The 16247-nt window shown below is 46.3% G+C and carries 19 protein-coding genes, 1 pseudogene and 1 other annotated feature; of the genes and pseudogenes, 9 read left to right on the top strand and 11 right to left on the bottom strand.

The features are described 5' to 3' along the window. A partial coding sequence (locus BLT91_RS20505; RefSeq protein WP_368086836.1) for an HTH domain-containing protein occupies nucleotides 1-250 on the bottom strand: 250 nt, incomplete at its 3' end. Between the two features lie 178 nt (nucleotides 251-428). Then, complete coding sequence (locus tag BLT91_RS20500) at nucleotides 429-1517, bottom strand: permease (protein WP_254777042.1); 1089 nt, start codon at nucleotides 1515-1517, stop codon at nucleotides 429-431. Between the two features lie 118 nt (nucleotides 1518-1635). Next, nucleotides 1636-1918, top strand: a binding site (T-box leader). A gap of 67 nt (nucleotides 1919-1985) precedes the next feature. On the opposite strand from BLT91_RS20500, the gene trpS reads away from it, so the two are divergent. Next, nucleotides 1986-2969 (top strand): tryptophan--tRNA ligase, encoded by a 984-nt coding sequence (gene trpS, locus BLT91_RS20495; protein ID WP_090824339.1) that lies wholly within the window; start codon nucleotides 1986-1988, stop codon nucleotides 2967-2969. A 58-nt stretch (nucleotides 2970-3027) separates the two neighbouring features. On the opposite strand, the gene BLT91_RS20490 is transcribed toward trpS, so the two are convergent. Beyond that, on the bottom strand, nucleotides 3028-3210 hold the full coding sequence (locus tag BLT91_RS20490) for a DUF5325 family protein (RefSeq protein WP_090824337.1): 183 nt from the start codon (nucleotides 3208-3210) through the stop codon (nucleotides 3028-3030). A gap of 147 nt (nucleotides 3211-3357) precedes the next feature. Here BLT91_RS20490 and BLT91_RS20485 point away from each other — a divergent pair, with 147 nt between their 5' ends. After that, entirely contained in the window at nucleotides 3358-3588 is a 231-nt protein-coding gene (locus BLT91_RS20485) for an alpha/beta-type small acid-soluble spore protein (protein WP_090824335.1), read from the top strand. A gap of 128 nt (nucleotides 3589-3716) precedes the next feature. Here the strand turns inward: BLT91_RS20485 and BLT91_RS20480 are convergent, their stop codons facing one another. Continuing rightward, entirely contained in the window at nucleotides 3717-4700 is a 984-nt protein-coding gene (locus BLT91_RS20480; RefSeq protein WP_090824333.1) for a metal-dependent hydrolase, read from the bottom strand. A gap of 205 nt (nucleotides 4701-4905) precedes the next feature. On the opposite strand from BLT91_RS20480, the gene BLT91_RS20475 reads away from it, so the two are divergent. Continuing rightward, nucleotides 4906-5202, top strand: coding sequence for a hypothetical protein (locus tag BLT91_RS20475; RefSeq protein ID WP_090824331.1), 297 nt, complete (start codon nucleotides 4906-4908; stop codon nucleotides 5200-5202). 54 nt (nucleotides 5203-5256) lie between these two features. Here the strand turns inward: BLT91_RS20475 and gerQ are convergent, their stop codons facing one another. The 7 genes and pseudogenes from gerQ to urtA form a co-directional block, all read right to left on the bottom strand. Continuing rightward, nucleotides 5257-5655, bottom strand: coding sequence for a spore coat protein GerQ (gerQ, locus tag BLT91_RS20470; protein ID WP_254777043.1), 399 nt, complete (start codon nucleotides 5653-5655; stop codon nucleotides 5257-5259). A gap of 181 nt (nucleotides 5656-5836) precedes the next feature. Then, nucleotides 5837-5996, bottom strand: a pseudogene (locus tag BLT91_RS33020) (cell wall hydrolase); the annotation flags it as partial. 208 nt (nucleotides 5997-6204) lie between these two features. Beyond that, nucleotides 6205-6900, bottom strand: a complete 696-nt coding sequence (gene urtE, locus BLT91_RS20460) for an urea ABC transporter ATP-binding subunit UrtE (protein WP_090824327.1) — start codon at nucleotides 6898-6900, stop codon at nucleotides 6205-6207. Next, complete coding sequence (gene urtD / locus BLT91_RS20455; RefSeq protein ID WP_090824325.1) at nucleotides 6893-7684, bottom strand: urea ABC transporter ATP-binding protein UrtD; 792 nt, start codon at nucleotides 7682-7684, stop codon at nucleotides 6893-6895. Before urtD ends, urtE begins: the two co-directional genes overlap by 8 nt. 46 nt (nucleotides 7685-7730) lie before the next feature. Continuing rightward, the gene (gene urtC / locus BLT91_RS20450) at nucleotides 7731-8807 is read right to left on the bottom strand and encodes an urea ABC transporter permease subunit UrtC (protein ID WP_090824323.1); all 1077 of its coding nucleotides are present in this window, start codon (nucleotides 8805-8807) and stop codon (nucleotides 7731-7733) included. A 20-nt stretch (nucleotides 8808-8827) separates the two neighbouring features. Further along, nucleotides 8828-9733, bottom strand: coding sequence for an urea ABC transporter permease subunit UrtB (gene urtB / locus BLT91_RS20445; protein WP_090824322.1), 906 nt, complete (start codon nucleotides 9731-9733; stop codon nucleotides 8828-8830). Nucleotides 9734-9825: 92 nt separating this feature from the next. Further along, nucleotides 9826-11097, bottom strand: coding sequence for an urea ABC transporter substrate-binding protein (gene urtA, locus BLT91_RS20440; protein ID WP_175532429.1), 1272 nt, complete (start codon nucleotides 11095-11097; stop codon nucleotides 9826-9828). Nucleotides 11098-11377: 280 nt separating this feature from the next. Between urtA and BLT91_RS20435 the strand changes: the two genes are divergently transcribed. The 6 genes from BLT91_RS20435 to BLT91_RS20410 are packed head-to-tail and all read left to right on the top strand — an operon-like array spanning nucleotide 11378 to nucleotide 16170. After that, nucleotides 11378-11680 (top strand): urease subunit gamma, encoded by a 303-nt coding sequence (locus BLT91_RS20435; RefSeq protein ID WP_090824319.1) that lies wholly within the window; start codon nucleotides 11378-11380, stop codon nucleotides 11678-11680. Between the two features lie 38 nt (nucleotides 11681-11718). Continuing rightward, nucleotides 11719-12102 (top strand): urease subunit beta, encoded by a 384-nt coding sequence (gene ureB, locus BLT91_RS20430; RefSeq protein WP_090824317.1) that lies wholly within the window; start codon nucleotides 11719-11721, stop codon nucleotides 12100-12102. Continuing rightward, complete coding sequence (gene ureC / locus BLT91_RS20425) at nucleotides 12083-13798, top strand: urease subunit alpha (protein ID WP_090824315.1); 1716 nt, start codon at nucleotides 12083-12085, stop codon at nucleotides 13796-13798. Before ureB ends, ureC begins: the two co-directional genes overlap by 20 nt. 33 nt (nucleotides 13799-13831) lie before the next feature. Further along, nucleotides 13832-14608 (top strand): urease accessory protein UreF, encoded by a 777-nt coding sequence (locus BLT91_RS20420; protein WP_254777041.1) that lies wholly within the window; start codon nucleotides 13832-13834, stop codon nucleotides 14606-14608. A gap of 49 nt (nucleotides 14609-14657) precedes the next feature. After that, on the top strand, nucleotides 14658-15323 hold the full coding sequence (gene ureG / locus BLT91_RS20415) for an urease accessory protein UreG (protein WP_090824312.1): 666 nt from the start codon (nucleotides 14658-14660) through the stop codon (nucleotides 15321-15323). Further along, nucleotides 15316-16170 (top strand): urease accessory protein UreD, encoded by an 855-nt coding sequence (locus BLT91_RS20410; RefSeq protein WP_175532428.1) that lies wholly within the window; start codon nucleotides 15316-15318, stop codon nucleotides 16168-16170. The genes ureG and BLT91_RS20410 overlap by 8 nt, the downstream gene beginning before the upstream one ends. Nucleotides 16171-16247 lie beyond the last annotated feature (77 nt).

The raw sequence follows: 16247 nt of genomic DNA, 5'->3' as shown, positions 1-16247 counted from the left end.
TAATTCCATCTTCTCCGTATGCTTTCTTCCAACGCTTGGCGCATGCTTTTACACGTTGCTTTCCAATTATGTTTACATCAAAACCGTTTGATTCAAAGATTTCCCAAGGGGTTTTCCCCTCCATGTATTGATCGATGAACAACTGTTTAAATTCATCAGCATAGGTTATTGCTTTCTCACTTATCTTGACAACATATTTATTGGTTGATAATTTCATTCGGTCTTTTTCGTTAAAGATTTTTTTAGACATGATGTAATCCCCTCCGGTGCTTACTCTAGTATACAAAAAAAAGGTACCCATAGTCTGAACACTTTTTCAAAGTGTCCAGACTATGGGTACCAGTGTAAAGATAGAAGCGGGCTCCTTTTTTATGCGAAAATATGGATAGTACTAATTGTGTATCAAGATTAGCTACCTATGAATGCATTCAGGCTAAAAAGAAATGCATGAAAAGCAGGGACCCTGTCAATACCGTAACAGCAACGACGATGGAGAGAGTAAGCACGAATCGAGCTTTGAAGATGGATAGCAGCATCAGGGTGCTTTTAACATCAATCATCGGACCGAACACGAGGAAAGCCAGTAAGGAGCCTGAGGAGAACGTCGTGGCGAAGGAGGCAGCCACGAAGGCATCCGTAGTGGAACACAGCGACAGCAGATAGGCAAAGCCCATCATAAACACATGAGAGATGAAAGGACCTTGCCCGATCGTCGACAAGCTTTCTTTGGCGACAAATGTTTGGATAAGTGCGGTTAGGAAAGCGCCTAGCATCAAGTATTTACTCATCTCGAACAGCTCAGTGGTACCGTGGCTGATCATAGTCATCATACGATTGTCACCGTGTGTGTGATTGTGGCCGTGGTGATGGTCATGGTCATGACTATGTTTATGACTATGACTATGACTATGACTATGACTATGGTTATGATCGTGATTATGGTGGTGAGGCGCGTGTGCTTGGTTTTGGATGGGTTGGCGTAAAGGGCTGTTCTTCAGGAAGCGTGTCAATAGAAGTCCGACGATAAGTGCAACGCCAAATGTAAGCCCCATTCTCGAAAAAGCCATTGCGGGCTCGCCGCGGAAAGCCATGAATGTCGAGGCGAAGACAATAGGATTGAGAATCGGTCCGACCAAAATGAAGATGACGGCAATATACACAGGCATTCCTTTCAGCATGAGACGGCGAACGAAAGGAATCATTCCGCATTCGCAGAGCGGGAACATGATCCCAAGTACACAGGCAAATAAGATGCCTCCAAGTGGGTGTCTGGGTGTCATTCTTCTGATAAAAGCTTCAGGAATGTAGTTTTCAACGACGGTGGATAGAAGGACGCCTAATAACATAAAAGGCAAAGCATCGAGAAAAATGTCCATGAATGCTTGAAAGACGAGCCTGATCTCATAAATCACCAGACCCATGTGAGGCAGCTCTCGCGTTGTCACAATGAGGATAAGGAGAAACGCGCAAATCACCGTGGAGATAGGAAGACTCCACCGGTATAGAGTTGATGACAATTCGTTGACACCCCTTTGTCCGAAGAATAGGATATGCTCTATCTTATGTACAACCAAGCTGGGATAGGACAATGCCTTGGTTGACAATGGAAATTCAGGGTGTATAATAATATAAAATCAGTAAGCGATGATAGGAACAAGTAAGTTTGTCTCCCGTTTCTCAGAGAGCCGGTGGTTGGTGTGAACCGGCGAAACGAACAAGCTGAATGGATCCTTGAGCTTGAGGCTGAACACAGTATGCAGGTTACCGGAAATTAGGCCGGGAGATCATCCACATCTGTCAAAGTATGCCAAACGGTAGCTCCCCGTTATCAGAGCTTGAAGGTCTTATGGAACAGCGCATACTTTAGATGCTTGTTCGCGGACAAATTAGGGTGGTACCACGGTCTCTCGTCCCTTGCGGGGAGAGGCCTTTTTGTTGTTTTTTTTGGATAAAATAAGCTACGTATTTATAGGAGGGACTATCAAATGAAACGAGTATTATCGGGTATGCAATCCAGCGGACAGCTGACGATTGGCAATTATATTGGCGCACTTCGCAACTATGTGAAGCTGCAGCATTTGCATCGCTGTTATTTTATGGTGGTGGATATGCATGCGATAACGGTTCCACAGGATCCAGCAGCTTTGAAGGAGCAAACCGAATCAGCAGCTTCACTTTATATTGCAGCAGGTTTGGATCCGAATAAGGCGTCTGTTTTCCTACAATCCCATGTACACGCGCACGCAGAGCTAGGCTGGATCATGACGACGCTAACCCATATGGGCGAGCTTGAGCGGATGACACAGTTTAAAGATAAGTCCGAAGGCAAGGATTCCGTTGGTGCCGGCCTTTTTACCTATCCATCTCTCATGGCCGCAGATATCCTGTTGTATAATGCTGACCTTATCCCGGTAGGTGACGATCAGAAACAGCATTTAGAGCTGACCCGCGATTTAGCGAACCGTTTCAACAACCGTTTTGGTGAAATGTTTGTGATGCCGCAGCCCTACACACCTGAGATTGGTTCGAGAATTATGTCTTTAGATGATGCATCCAAAAAGATGAGTAAAAGCAGTCCAAATGCGGGTAGCTTCATTGCCATGCTGGATGAGCCTGATGTGATCCGAAAGAAGCTTAGCCGTGCTGTCACAGATTCTGGCCGTGAAGTGATGTATGATCCTCAAAATAAACCGGAAGTCAGTAATTTGATCTCGATCTATTCACATTTTGCTGAGATGAGTGTAGCTCAGATTGAGGCCAAATACGAAGGGCAAGGCTATGGTCCTTTCAAAAAGGATTTGGCTGAGCACCTTGTCGCGGTCCTGGAGCCGATTCAGAAACGGTATCGCGAAATTCGCAGTACAGGCGAAATATACGACATCTTGAAAAAAGGAGCGCAGGAGGCCGCTGAAGTGGCAGATCAAACCTTGCTCGAAGTGAAGAAGCGAATGGGCTTCGTCGTCCTTTAACTTGCAAAAAGAGCTCGCACAGCTATTGTGGCTGTTTGAGCTCTTTTTTTGTTCTTATCTATAATCGAGTGTTTCTTTTGCGAATTTTCGCTTTGACGGCAAATCCATATCCGATAAATCCTAAGGAGATGATAGAACAGACTAGAATCATCCAAGGCTGTCTAAGGGCAATGAATAAGCTGATAGAAGCGAGCAGTAAGGTGCCAACAACAGCGAAAAGAAGAGCGAGCGGTTTACTCATAAACGTGACCTACTTTCTAGAAGTTTGAACAGTGTCTTCTTATTTTAAACTTTTTTGATCGCTGTGCATATAAATTCATTTCCTCCACATACTATCTTTGCAAGCTTGCAAATACATCAAAGATCATAGCTGACTGAAAGGAGTCTGATCCTTATGGCACAATCTCGTAGCAGTAACACATTGGTAGTTCCACAAGCCACTCAAGCTTTAGATCAATTGAAATATGAGGTAGCTCAAGAACTGGGCATCCAAATTCCTCAAGATGGTTACATGGGTTATATGGCTACTCGCGATGCTGGTGCAATCGGGGGTAACATTACTCGTCGCTTAGTGCAAATTGCCGAGCAAACGCTGGCTGGACAATCCAATTTCCGTTAGGATGCCTGACTTCGTTAATAGCTTTTCCTATTTTATGTAACAATAAAGCCCAGAGGCCTAAAAACCTCTGGGTTTTTGTTTGTTTATGTAAACGTAAAAAAGACGCGTTTGGTTGACGCGCCCCTTTTCTAATAAAGATCCACTCTTAACTTCTTCTCAAGTCTAGTGTCATTCACCCAACCTACATACGAGTCGAGTGTCTGGTAATTGTGATCCATGAGGATTACCCCTACGAACGGGTACTGTTTGCGATGGCGGTAGCGCACATCAGCCCATCTGACTTCGTAACCCCAGCGGTGTTCTTTGACCTCCGCACACGTAAATGAGGAGAAGTAGAGCAAGGCCTGAATATCTTCGTGACTCATAGACGCTTGGATGGCTGGATGTTCTTCACATTTGACTGTATCTATCCATTTAAGCTTTGAATTCTTAAATTCACCCAATTGGTAGGTTCCGTCTGTTCTTCGTTTCACTACGTTCCACACGTAGAGGTTGAATGTTACAATAAGTGTGTATTTATCTCCTGGTTGAAAGGTGGGGTCTTTGCGATAAAGCCCCTTCTCCACGATGTAATGGTCGAGTGACCGCCAGATGTAATAAACGGCGATGATCCCGTACAAGGCTGGGAAAACAAGTTTTGGGCTAGCAACGTGGAATGACCACATGAATATTGCAGCGATATGGCTTGAAAAGATAAACGGATCAAAGATGTGTATAATGTTCCACGATATCCACTTTTCTGAAAAAGGTCGAATCGCTTGTGTGCCATATGTGTTAAAGCAATCCGTGAAAACATGAAAACAAACGGCGATACCTACCCACATCCCAAGGTGCAGCAGGGGAATTCCATGGAAGAAAAGAGCAAGTGCTCCGGTGATCAACAGCGTCCATAAAGGTAATGCTGGCAAAGAATGAGAACGTCCGCGATGGTTACGAATGTAAGTGGCGTTGCCTTTAAAACGAAGCAGCCCGTCCACATCCGGAATTTGAGAGCCGATGACCGTTCCGATGAAGACTGCAGTGGTCGCTGCTGAGTCCGCCGAAACGCTAGGGTCAATTTGCGAAAGTCCAGCTAACCCTAAACCAATAACGAGATGAGTGCCTGTGTCCAAGTGGGTTTCCTCCTAAGAGTTTTCTGTAGGAAAACTTTCTTCGTAAGCATGGGCTGAGTTTTCTGTAGGAAAACTTTCTTCGTAAGCATGGGCTGAGTTTTCTGTAGGAAAACTTTCTTCGTAAACATTGAAGCATGGTCTTTTTTCCGTCTTCTTATTAGTTTACCATCTTAGAGCAAAAAATAAATCAGAGGGAGGTCTAAAAATGTCTAAAGTTTTTGTAGAGTATGCCATAAAATCCACTTATCGGGAGTCCTTTCTCATCTATATGCAGCAATGGCAGAGGCGGGAAGGGCGTTTGGAGCTGTTGGAAGGAACAGATCAATGCGGACTTTTTGTAGAAATTTGGAACGGAGTTACCTACGAGGAGTACATTTCTTTGAAACAAGATCGTTTACATGGTAGCGTAAGTGCTTCACACCAAGCCGCATGGGAAGATTGGATTGAAGGGGGTCTGCGCAAACTTCATATTTGGCATTTCTCACAGGTGACTTCAACATGACAAAAAACCGCTGCTCAAACATCGAGCAAGCGGTTTTATATTTGTTTTTAATTTTTATCTTCGTGGACCAACACCGCCCGAGTATGGATAAAGGTACTGGAGCTCTTCGTCGAACGTAATGTAATCTAGATTTACCATGAGCAATAAAAAGCGCATGCCGGTAGCTGGATCACTGATGATGATATGATCACGTCCCGCGGCTTCCAATTTGCCTTTGAAAATTTTGGCATTCCATTGCGAGTTATTTTCGTATGTCATATAAATTGTAGCCATCTTGCCTAAATTCAAACGAAGTATGTTTTCGATGTAAGATTGTTCTATCGGAAGTTGACCAGGTACATTTACACCTGTTTGCAGGCCGCCAGTTGGCGGGAGTACTGCACCGCTTGGTGTAGGGGGTACCATTTTATCTGTTGGCATTGGATAGGCTGGATATGGATAACCAAATGGCATTTGCGGGTTTGCTTGGTTGCCTATTTTGTAAGGGTTATTCAACATAAATCTAAATCCTCCTTGAGCTTTCCTCTTGAAAGCTTTCTTCTGTACTGTAATGTGAAGCAATGGTTGTGTTCGTAACGATTAACCGAAAGTACCAAACGCAGAGGGACAATCTTTGACCGTAGGGGAGAAGAATGGTGAGGATATTTCTGAAGTCGAGACAGTTGGCTCTAATTCGATTGACGCCTACGTTTCCGACACCAAAGCATACCAATCTCACCTTCACCCTCAGCCTCAGCTCGGAGTAATCGGGCAAGTATTTGTTTATCATTCGTATTTGCCTTAATGACCGCCATCTCTTGTTGTCACTCCTTTCAACTGCATGAGATTGATTGGGTCATTTTCCATAATCATCATATTGTGCTTCTGCCCATTTGGTGACTGTTTTCATTTCATTTTCCCAAACAAAAAAAGCTCCATGGGGAGCTTACGTGAATAGAAATTTATAACCAACACCCCAGTATCAAGTACGATCACATCGGGTTCAAAGTCTTGCCTGCAAAATCATACAGTTAAATGCTTTCTCACTTGTTCTTCGTTCAGATGATCGGTACGACCTTCGGCGGCTATTTTGCCTCGGTCCAATACATAGTAGTAATCGGCAATGTTTGTAGCGAACTCTAGGCTTTGTTCGACAAGCAATACTGCGATTTCTCGATTGCGTTTGATAGATTCGATGAAGGCTTCAATCTCCATAACAATAGAAGGCTGGATGCCCTCCATCGGCTCATCCAGAAGCAGCAGCGTTGGTCCAAGGGCTAAGGCGCGTGCTATTGCTAATTGCTGCTGCTGCCCGCCGCTAAGGTCTCCCCCTTTGCGGTGAAGCATCTGACGAAGAACAGGAAAGGTATCGAAGAGAGAGTCAGGGGTTTTTTTTCTTCCATCTGTTGCAGCTTCAAGACCGAGTAATAGGTTTTCTTCAACAGTAAGCTGTGGAAAGATCTCACGGCCTTGCGGTACATAGCCGATGCCCGATTTGGCTCGTCGATCCGTAGGAAATGACGTTATGTTTCGTTCATTAAAGTAAATAGAGCCGAACTTTGGCTTAATAAGTCCCATGATGCTCTTCAAAAGTGTTGATTTTCCTACACCGTTGCGTCCCAATAGACAAACGATTTGGCCTGGTTTCACCTGGAGGTTCACATTGCGAACAACCATGCTCTCGCCATATCCAGCTTCTATTTTCTGGAGGTTAAGCACCGCGCTCCTCTCTCCTTCCTAAATAAACCTCGGCAACTTTTTCATCGTTTTGGATATCTTGCATCGTGCCTTCCCGAAGCACAGTGCCTTCATGGAGCACCGTTACAGTTCTAGCGAATTGGCGAACAAACGCCATATCGTGTTCTACAACGATGATCGTCTGATTAGCTGCAATTTCGTGAAGAAGCTCACCGGTTCTCTCAGTCTCGCTATCCGTCATGCCGGCGGCGGGTTCGTCAAGCAGCAGCAGATCAGGCTCTTGCATGAGAAGCATCCCGATTTCGAGCCACTGTTTCTCGCCATGAGAGAGTGACCCTGCGCGCTCTTTGGCTTTGCTTTGCAGGCTTATCATCTCGAGTCTGTGGTACAAGCGGTCCCTCTGTTCACTCGTAGTTTTGGTCCATAAAGCACTGAGAAGACCACGCTGCTGTTTCATGGACAGAGCCAGATTTTCAAATACAGTTAACGTTGAGAAGACAGAAGGCGCTTGGAATTTACGTCCGATGCCTAGCTGTGCGATTTGGTGTTCTTGATGCTTGGTAAGGTCTATCGAATCTTTGAAATAAACGTGACCTTGCGAAGGCTTTACTTTCCCGCAAATGACATCCAGGAGGGTTGTTTTACCTGCTCCATTAGGTCCGATGAGAAAACGAAGTTCTCCATATTGCAAGGAAAAGTCCAGATTGCTTAAGGCTTTGAATCCATCAAAGCTCACTTCAAGCCCATTTATATTCAGGATTTTCTCGCCGGTTACAGGTTGTTGCTTCGCTAATTGTCCTAGCATTGGGTGTTCCTCCTTCAAGTTTCGTAAAGCACATTGTGATGTATGGTCAGCTTGCTTCTTGCGATGAAGAAATCGGCTTAGGAAGCACGGTTTTTTTCCAATTAGAGGTGTAATGTGTAATCGTACCGACGATACCCTTGGGAAGTAATAGAACGACAATGATGAACATGGCTCCAAGCATGATAGGCCACCAGGCTGGGTAGGCTTCACTGAACGTTGTTTTGGCTGCATTGGTTATCAACGCTCCGAGAAAGGCGCCGCCGATCGTTGAGCGTCCGCCGATGGCGACCCATAGAACCATCTCAATAGAAGGGACGATCCCCATTTGCGCGGGCGAGATAATCCCCTCCTGAAGAACGAAGAGCACGCCGCCCAGTCCGGCCAATCCTGCCGAAACACAGTAAACGAATACTTTAAAAGTGACGGGATTGTAGCCGATGAAGCGGACCCGTTGTTCCCCATCTCGAATGGCCGTGAGAATGTTCCCCATACGACTGGTGACGAGCAAACTGCAAAGGAGAAGAACGACGATTACAACAGCTAAGGTGAGATAGAAAAATAAAAGCTTTGTTGATTGCGTTTGTAGGTTTAAGCCTAGAAAAGTGTCAAAGTTGGTGAGTCCATTGGTTCCACCTGTATACCCTTGCTGGCCAACGAACAACGTAACGGTAAGAATAACAAGCGCCTGAGATAGAATGGAAAAGAAGGCACCTTTAATTCGATTGCGGAATGTAAAATAGCCCAAGAAGAATGCGACAATCATAGGTATGATGAGGGCGAGAAGGAACGCAGCGCCAGCAGAGCGAAAAGGGAACCAGAACCAAGGTAAGTTTTCGACACCGCTCCATAACATGAAATCAGGCAGCTGATCGGGTGCCGCGGCGAGCTTCAGGTGCATAGCCATACAATAAGCCCCAAGTCCAAAGTAGACACCGTGACCGAGGCTTAGGATGCCGGTGTAGCCCCAAATCAGATCAATTCCCATAGCGATAATGGCATAAGCGAGAAACTTGCCAAGAAGCGAAAGTCGGAATTCAGATAAGAACAGGGGAGCTAATGCGATAGCGACTAAAAAAACGGTATAAACGGTCAGTTTGATCTTGGATTGTCCGGCTAAGAGCATGGAAGATGTCACATCCTTTCTCAATCTAAGGATCTTGAACGCATCGTCACAAGTCCCATCGGTTTCCATTGCAAGAAGGCGATAATAAGTGTAAAGACGAGTACTTTACCAAGCGTAGCACTAGTTGTATATTCCAAAGCTGTATTGAAAACCCCAATACCTAATGCTCCAGCAACGGTACCAATTAGCTTGCCGATTCCACCAAGAACAACAACCATGAAAGCATCAACAATGTAGTAGGTGCCAATCGTTGGTCCGATCGGTCCCAGCAGCGTTAAGGCACATCCAGCAATTCCCGCCATGGCGGAACCAAACGCGAAGGATTGAGCATCTACTCTACGTGTGGAAACACCCAGACAAGCGGCCATTTCACGATTCTGCATAACAGCTCTCATTCGTCTGCCTCCGGCAGAGTGGTATAAATACATATAAATGACGAAGATACATAGAGCAACCAAAGCGATAATGAAGAGACGTTTATATGGAAGAATAAGGTCGGCAGTCAAGTGCCATCCGCCTTCCAGCCATTCTGGGGCTTTAACAGCCACATTCGGAGCACCGAAGAGGGAGCGTGCAAGCTGCTGTAGGGCAAGACTGACCCCCCATGTCGCAAGCAGGCTATCTAGCGGTCTGCCGTACATGAAACGAATGAGAAAAACCTCAAGCAGCCAACCGATGAAAAAGGCTGCAGCGAAGGCAACACCTAACGAAACGATGAAATACCAGCCGAATGCGGAGGTCGGTAGAAATTTCTGGAACCACATCTGAACCAGATAAGCCATGTAAGCGCCGATCATGATGAATTCACCATGTGCCATATTCATTACATTCATAAGGCCGAATGTAATAGCGAGACCAATTGCGATTAAGAGCAGGATGGAGCTTAGGCTCAGTCCGTTAAACAATTGAAGAAGCAGCAGACTCATGACAATCCCTCCCAGTAATCTCCAAGTAAATGATGAAATCCAGGACTGCCGTTAGGCAGACCTGGTTCCAATAATTACTCTAATTGTCATCCTTATTTCTTCGTTACTTCCCCGCCCCATGGGTATGTTTTGAGGAAAGGATCTGGTTTGAGGGCTTGACCGGAGTTCCATATTTCTTTAATTTGCCCATCCTTTTGGATTTGGCCGATACGTGCCGTTTTGGAAATATGCTGGTTCTCCCCATCAATCGTTACTTTACCTTCCGGTGCGTTCCACTCGATACCTTTGGCAGCGGCTTTCACTTTCTCTACTTCAAAGGAGCCTGCTTTCTTCACAGCAGCAGCCCAAAGGTAAACGGCTGTGTAACCTGCTTCGATTGGATCATCGGTAACGCGGTCTTTTCCGTATTTAGCTTTGTAAGCTTCTACGAATTTTTTGTTTTCAGGCGTATCCGTTGTTTGGTAGTAATTCCAAGCCGTATAGTGTCCATCTAAGACAGACGCTCCAATACCGCGAACCTCTTCCTCAGCGATACTTACGGACATCGTTGTTAAGTCTTTGGATGTAATGCCTGCATCCTTCAATTGTTTGAAGAAGGCTACGTTACTGTCTCCGTTCAGTGTATTGAAAATGACATCCGGTTTTTCTTTTTTGATCTTACTAATGATTGTATTGTAGTCTGTGTGTCCAAGTGGTGTGTACTCTTCCGCTACGAGTGTGCCGCCTTCAGCTTTCAATTGCTCTTTAATAATTTTGTTGGCTGTTCTTGGGAATACATAGTCGGAACCGAGGAGGTAGAATTTCTTGCCTTTGTTTTGCAGGAGCCAAGTTACTGCGGGGATAATTTGTTGGTTCGTAGTTGCACCAATATAGAAGATATTAGGTGATGATTCCACACCTTCATACTGTACCGGATACCAAAGTAATCCTTTGTTTTGCTCGACGACCGGAAGTACCGCTTTACGGCTGGCGGATGTCCAGCAGCCAAAAATCGTTACGACACTGTCTTTTTGCAGTAACTTTTTAGTTTTCTCTGCAAAAGTCGGCCAGTCGGATGCGCCGTCCTCAATTACGGGTTTGATTTTCTTGCCTAAAAGTCCCCCAGCTGCATTAATCTCGTCAATCGCCATGAGTTCGGCATCTCTTACCGAAACCTCACTAATGGACATGGTCCCTGTCAGAGAGTGAAGAATACCAACAGGTACGGTCTCATCCTTCGTTTCCGCTTTTAACGCAGCGGCATTAGTCGCCATAGGTGAAGTTGTGGATACAGTTGGCTCGGTTTTCGCACAGCCAGCCATAACCATCATCAAAGCCATACTCAAAGCTACTGTGAGCTTACCTTTGTTTCTTATCTCTCTCATTCATGTCCCACTCCCTTGCTTACAAGATTTGGATTACACGCTAATGATAAAGTGGAAAACAAGTTTGTGTCAATATATATGACATAAATGAAATCTTTTTTGTGAAAAACGCACAAATGATAGCAATTTCTTTGTTAAAATTACATGAAAACGAAAAAAACCTTTGATGAATACAGTTTTTATGTCACTATACATAACATTAAAGATTTACAATCGTTGAATACCCGAATATAATAAGTGTAAAGGATTACTATTATTCGGTTTTTGAAGAGGTGAAGATGTGCATTTAACGGAGAGAGAGAAAGAAAAGCTGCTCATTACAGTAGCTGCTGACTTAGCACGCCGAAGACTTGCCAGAGGCTTAAAACTGAATTATCCAGAAAGTATAGCGCTGCTAACATCTGAAATCATGGAAGGAGCAAGGGATGGGTTGACAGTTGCTGAATTGATGGCGTTCGGCACTACCATTCTGTGTGCAGAGCAAGTCATGGAAGGTGTACCTCAGATGATTCATGAGGTTCAGGTAGAGGCTACATTTCCCGATGGTACGAAGCTAGTGACTGTACACGAACCAATAACCTAACCATAAAAATGAATGGAATGATCGAAAGGGGCGAGAAGATGGTTCCGGGAGAATATCGAACAACTAAAGGGTATATTGAAATGAATATAGGAAGACAAACGGTAGACGTTATCGTTACGAATACAGGAGATCGTCCCGTTCAGGTAGGATCGCATTTTCACTTTTTTGAGGTGAATCGAGCTTTGGAGTTTCCGAGAGAGTTAGCCTTCGGCATGCGATTGGACATTCCCGCGGGTACGGCTGTCCGGTTCGAGCCGGGGGAACAGAAGCCCATTCAGCTTGTAGAACTGGGCGGGGCCAAACTGTCTTATGGGCTCAATAATTTAAGCAAAGGACTAGCGATCAAAGGGGATATGTCTAGTGCTGTGAGAGTAAGATGGCAAGCATGGGAGGGGATTCCCGGTGAATCGAATAGATCGTAAGAGTTATGCGTTGATGTTCGGTCCTACAACGGGTGATGCCATACGTTTAGCAGATACGGAGCTCTGGGCGCAAATTGAGCATGATTACACCGTATACGGGGATGAATGTAAATTTGGCGGTGGGAAGGTAATTCGTGACGGGATGGGTCAATCCAGTGGAGCTACCCGAGATCAAGGTGTACTGGACACCCTGATTACGAATGCTGTCATTATCGACCACTGGGGTATAGTCAAGGGTGACATCGGTATCAAGGATGGTCATATCGTCGGTATTGGTAAAGCGGGGAACCCGGACATAATGGATGGTGTGCATCCAAATATGATTGTGGGAGCAAGCACAGAGGTTATTGCAGGTGAAGGTAAAATTGTGACGGCTGGGGGGATCGATTCCCACATCCATTTTATATGTCCTCAGCAAATCGAAACGGCACTTTCCTCCGGCGTGACGACGATGATAGGCGGAGGGACGGGGCCTGCAACAGGTACGAATGCCACTACTTGTACGCCTGGTGCCTGGCATATGCAGCGGATGCTGGAAGCAGCAGAAGCTTTCCCGATGAATTTGGGCTTTACGGGTAAAGGCAACGCCTCATTTCTGGCACCTTTAATTGAACAAATTGAAGCGGGAGCTATTGGTTTGAAGCTTCATGAAGATTGGGGAACGACACCGGCGGCTATAGACACTTGTCTGGAAGCTGCGGATCAATACGACGTTCAGGTAGCCATTCATACCGATACACTAAATGAAGCGGGATTTCTGGAGGATACATTAGCGGCTATCAAAGGCCGTACGATTCATACGTATCATACAGAAGGAGCGGGCGGGGGGCATGCGCCAGATATTATCCGTGCAGCTGCCGAGCTTAATATATTGCCGTCTTCAACAAACCCAACACGTCCGTATACGATCAATACCATTGAAGAGCATTTGGATATGCTCATGGTGTGTCATCATCTGGACAGCCGTATTCCCGAGGATGTCGCTTTCGCGGATTCGCGGATTCGTCCGGAAACGATTGCTGCGGAAGATATTCTGCATGATCTAGGTGTGTTCAGCATGCTAAGTTCGGATTCCCAGGCCATGGGACGAGTAGGAGAAGTCATTATACGCACCTGGCAAACGGCTGATAAGATGAAGAAACAGCGTGGACCGCTGGCTCCTGATACAGAAGATGGCGACAATTTTCGCATCAAGCGGTATATTGCAAAGTATACGATCAACCCGGCTATCACGCATGGTGTCTCGCACCTTGTCGGTTCAATTGAGCCTGGTAAATTCGCGGATTTAGTCATTTGGAGTCCGATGTTCTTCGGTGTTAAGCCGGATCTGGTGCTCAAAGGAGGCAGCATTGCCTACGCACAAATGGGTGATCCGAATGCCTCTATTCCAACGCCGCAGCCTGTATACGGCCGACCAATGTTTGCGGCTTTCGGTAAAGCATTGACTCAAAGCTCGATTACCTTCGTATCTCAAGCTGCTTATGATCGCGGCATAGCTGAGAAGTTAGGTTTGCAAAAGCGTATTGAGCCCGTGAAAGGCTGCCGTGATATTTCGAAGAAAGACATGGTTCATAACAATGGAACACCTTCTATTGAAGTAAACCCAGAAACCTATGAAGTGAAAGTGGATGGGGAAGCCATCACATGTGAGCCGGCGACGAAGCTGCCGATGGCGCAGTTATATTTCTTATTTTAAAAGAGCGGGAAGTCTCTGATCGAGGTGACGGCAATGATGGCTACCAGAACGACCACAACAACTGCGACAAAAACAATAGAGAAGATAATACCCGAGACGACCACATCAAAAGCGGATTCAATTCCGAAGTTCCACTGGCTCGCCTATCAGCAGCTTCTGGACTCGGCCTTACCTATTGGAGGGTTCTCTCATTCCTTTGGCTTAGAAACGCTTGTTCAGCAAGGGAGATTAGAAACGGTTGAGGAACTTGAATCCTATATTGGAACGATGCTCGCAAATAGCTGGGCATCGTCTGATGCGATGGTTATCAAAGCAGCCTACAACCATATTCCTAAACAGGAATGGGATCAGCTTTGGGCTATCGACCATATGCTGCATGTGCAGCGTGTGTCTAGTGAAGCAAGGAGCGGCATTCAAAAGATGGGGCGCAGGCTGCTTCAACTGTCGCGTTCGATGTACCCCGAGCTGAACTGGCTGCCACTTGATGAGGCTGTAAAGGCCGGGCGCTGCAGCTCCAATCATCCGATTGTTCACGGATGGGTGAGCTATCACTTGGGCGTACCGCTGGATCGAGCGGCGGAAGGCTATCTATACAGCTGCATTATGACCTGTATCAACAGCGCGCTCAGACTCATGTCCATGGGGCAAACTCAAGGACAGATCCTGCTAGCGAAGCTGGTTCCCCTGACCGGAAGCGAGTGGCAGCGAGTCGCGCATTTAGATCCTTTGGATGCGTATACGAATTCGCCGGCTGCAGACCTGGCTATGATGCAGCACGAAACACTATATTCGCGATTATTCATGTCTTAGTGTTCATAGGGGTAAGTAATGCCCTAATCCAATTTGAGGAGGAATGACGATGTGTCAAGGTCAAGGTCAAGGTCATCATCACGACCACTGGGAGAAACCAGCTGTGGATCGAAGTCGCCCAATGCGTATTGGTATCGGCGGACCCGTGGGCTCCGGCAAAACAGCATTGGTGGAGCGTCTTGCTCGGAAACTTAACACCCGATACAGTATTGCGGTGATTACGAATGATATTTATACGAAGGAAGATGCCCGCATTCTGATTAGCTCCGAGGCGCTGCCTGAGGATCGTATTATCGGGGTGGAGACAGGCGGCTGCCCGCATACGGCCATCCGGGAAGATGCTTCGATGAATTTCGAAGCCATTGAAGAGCTGGAGCAGCGATTCGAGAATCTCGATATTATTTTCATCGAGAGCGGTGGCGACAACTTGGCTGCAGCTTTTAGTCCGGAGCTGGTGGATCGTTTCATCTATATTATTGATGTGGCACAAGGCGAGAAAATCCCGCGTAAAGGCGGTCCAGGCATCATGCGTTCAGATATGCTCATTATTAACAAAATCGATCTAGCCCCATATGTTGGCGCCAGCCTGGAAGTGATGGATTCGGACACGAAGAAGATGCGCGGCGACCGTCCTTATATTTTCTCAAACCTTATGGGCGGTACAGGGTTGGATGACATTGTCACATGGGTGGAGCAGGAGTTCAGCCATGCCTAGGGTGACCGGGGAGATTACGGCTCAATTTGCGGTATGCAGCGGCTCTACGCGGCTCGTCCACAAATACCACGCCTCCCCGCTCAAAATCGCCAAAACGTTTCGTTACGAGAACGAAGCGATTATCGAGGGCGCCCAGCCTACAGAACAACTGGGCGTCTATTTGATGGACTGCTCCCCGGGACTCATGTCGGGAGATCATTACGAAATCAACGTAAGCCTTGGAGAGGGTGCACATGTTTTTCTAACGAACCAATCGTTCACGAAGGTTCATCCGTCACAGATTAATCAAGGAAGCACGCAGTGCCAGACGCTGCATTTGGAAGCAGGCGCGATGCTGGAATACATCCCAGAGCCATTGATGCTCTATAAGGATGCCAGCTTATCCGCTGACATGGACGTTCATTTATCACCAGGGTCTGCATTCATTTTCTCGGATATAGTATGTCCGGGGCGAACGCAGCGGGGTGAAATCTTTCAGTACGCCCGTTATACTAATCGGATGAAAGTCTGGTACGGCAATGAATTGATTTTCTATCAGAACCAAAGAATTGAACCTCAAACGATGCAGCTGACAGCTCCTGGGTGCTGGGAGCAGGAAACCCACCTTGGTAATCTGTACATTTATTCGGATCGCCTCAAACACCGGCATCTCGAAGGCATTCGGGAGCGTCTTGAAAGGCTTGAAGGCGTCCAGGTTCGTATCGGAGCCAGTCTTACGCATAAATATGGTCTGATCGTCTCGGTTATGGGGAGACATGCTTGGGAATTGCAGTTTATCTTAACGAAAGCTTGGCATGATATTCGCCGCAGCTTATTGGCATTAACCCCGTTGATGGTTAATAAATAAGCATTCATAAGGAGCCCAGTGGGCTCCTTTTTGATTGGAATCGAATGGGTAGATCATTTTCCACGCATACTGGAAGG

Origin of the sequence: Paenibacillus sp. yr247 (assembly GCF_900103825.1) — a bacterium.
Classification (GTDB): domain Bacteria; phylum Bacillota; class Bacilli; order Paenibacillales; family NBRC-103111; genus Paenibacillus_E.
The sequence above is the reverse complement of the archived record's forward strand: the minus strand, read 5'-3'. Positions and strand labels throughout refer to the sequence as shown.

What these genes read in the sequence shown, in the direction of transcription:
- trpS (WP_090824339.1), top strand. Translation starts at nt 1,986, where the DNA reads ATGAAACGAGTATTATCGGGTATGCAATCCAGCGGACAGCTGACGATT.
- urtB (WP_090824322.1), bottom strand. Translation starts at nt 9,733, where the DNA reads ATGAGTCTGCTGCTTCTTCAATTGTTTAACGGACTGAGCCTAAGCTCC.
- urtC (WP_090824323.1), bottom strand. Translation starts at nt 8,807, where the DNA reads ATGCTCTTAGCCGGACAATCCAAGATCAAACTGACCGTTTATACCGTT.
- urtD (WP_090824325.1), bottom strand. Translation starts at nt 7,684, where the DNA reads ATGCTAGGACAATTAGCGAAGCAACAACCTGTAACCGGCGAGAAAATC.
- BLT91_RS20420 (WP_254777041.1), top strand. Translation starts at nt 13,832, where the DNA reads ATGATGGCTACCAGAACGACCACAACAACTGCGACAAAAACAATAGAG.
- gerQ (WP_254777043.1), bottom strand. Translation starts at nt 5,655, where the DNA reads ATGCCATTTGGTTATCCATATCCAGCCTATCCAATGCCAACAGATAAA.
- ureG (WP_090824312.1), top strand. Translation starts at nt 14,658, where the DNA reads ATGTGTCAAGGTCAAGGTCAAGGTCATCATCACGACCACTGGGAGAAA.
- BLT91_RS20490 (WP_090824337.1), bottom strand. Translation starts at nt 3,210, where the DNA reads ATGAGTAAACCGCTCGCTCTTCTTTTCGCTGTTGTTGGCACCTTACTG.
- ureB (WP_090824317.1), top strand. Translation starts at nt 11,719, where the DNA reads ATGGTTCCGGGAGAATATCGAACAACTAAAGGGTATATTGAAATGAAT.
- urtA (WP_175532429.1), bottom strand. Translation starts at nt 11,097, where the DNA reads ATGAGAGAGATAAGAAACAAAGGTAAGCTCACAGTAGCTTTGAGTATG.
- BLT91_RS20475 (WP_090824331.1), top strand. Translation starts at nt 4,906, where the DNA reads ATGTCTAAAGTTTTTGTAGAGTATGCCATAAAATCCACTTATCGGGAG.
- BLT91_RS20410 (WP_175532428.1), top strand. Translation starts at nt 15,316, where the DNA reads ATGCCTAGGGTGACCGGGGAGATTACGGCTCAATTTGCGGTATGCAGC.